The following is a 970-nucleotide window of genomic DNA, read 5'->3' on the forward strand; positions in this document are numbered from 1 at the left end:
GCCCAAATGAGTTTGCATACTCCGCCATAAGCCCGACTAACATCGGCGCGATAAACTCCAGTGCAATTGACCGTCTTCCCTTTAATAACAATGTGCAAAGCCAAACGATTAAGCCAGTTAGTGGGCTTACGATTAGCGCGTCATAGGAGCTTCCTACCAAACATAGGTAAGCGGCGGGAACAATCAGACACGCTAGCAGCATCATTGGCCTGCTGGGGGGAGAGGTGTCTAGATTGATGGATTCGTCATCACGAGTGATCCGATTGATGGTCTTGGCAAGTAGCGTTAGGTCAATACTGGGTGGCTTTAATCGTTTTATGACAACGGTGTTGTCCTCATCATTAAATTGAAAGTTAATCCAGTTTGCAGAGGCGAGCGCCATGACTTCTACACCTCGGTTTCTCGCATAGTGCTCGACATATTTTTCGAGCTTGTAAGGCGGACATCCTGCTCGATGAAGTGTCTCGCCAATATTGACGATTTGCGAAATTAAGTGATGCTCTGACATGGCGGCTCTCGGTTGATTCGCCTTAAGCATATAAGACATTTTTGCTTAGTCCATTTATGGAATGTGCTTTTCCAGAGCGCTTGCTGGTCAGCGGGGCCGAAGCTACTAAGATGTCGTCTTTCAAAAGGAGAATTCAAGATATGCAGTTTGATGGTTTTCTTAATAAAGTAGCTCGAGAGCCTAGTACCGTGCGCTTGGATGGGGCTTGGATGCAGGGACGCGCCGGCTTTGGTGGTCTTGTGGCTGCTTTGGTGTATGAATCTATGCGAAAGCAATTGTCGCAACCGGCCCCTGTTCGTTGTTTGCAAATTTCTTTTGTTGGCCCAGTGGATGATAGCGAGCTCGAATTGACGAGTGAGATCCTCAGAGAGGGAAAGAATGTCTCTCAGGTCTTGGGGAGGGGGTTACAGAACGGTCAAACCAAGGTGATCGTTCAGGGGAGTTTTGGCGCTGGGAGAGAAT

The 970-nt window shown here is 48.1% G+C and carries 2 protein-coding genes; one reads left to right on the forward strand and one right to left on the reverse strand.

All coding sequences use genetic code 11. The features are described from left to right. The coding region (locus A3750_RS02595) for a threonine/serine exporter family protein (protein ID WP_197474828.1) at nucleotides 1–547 on the reverse strand (547 nt) is incomplete at its 3' end. Between the two features lie 101 nt (nucleotides 548–648). Here A3750_RS02595 and A3750_RS02600 point away from each other — a divergent pair. Further along, nucleotides 649–970, forward strand: a 322-nt coding sequence (locus A3750_RS02600; RefSeq protein WP_197474829.1) for a thioesterase family protein, incomplete at its 3' end; no start/stop codon positions are given.

It is taken from the genome of Oleiphilus sp. HI0079, from assembly GCF_001635105.1.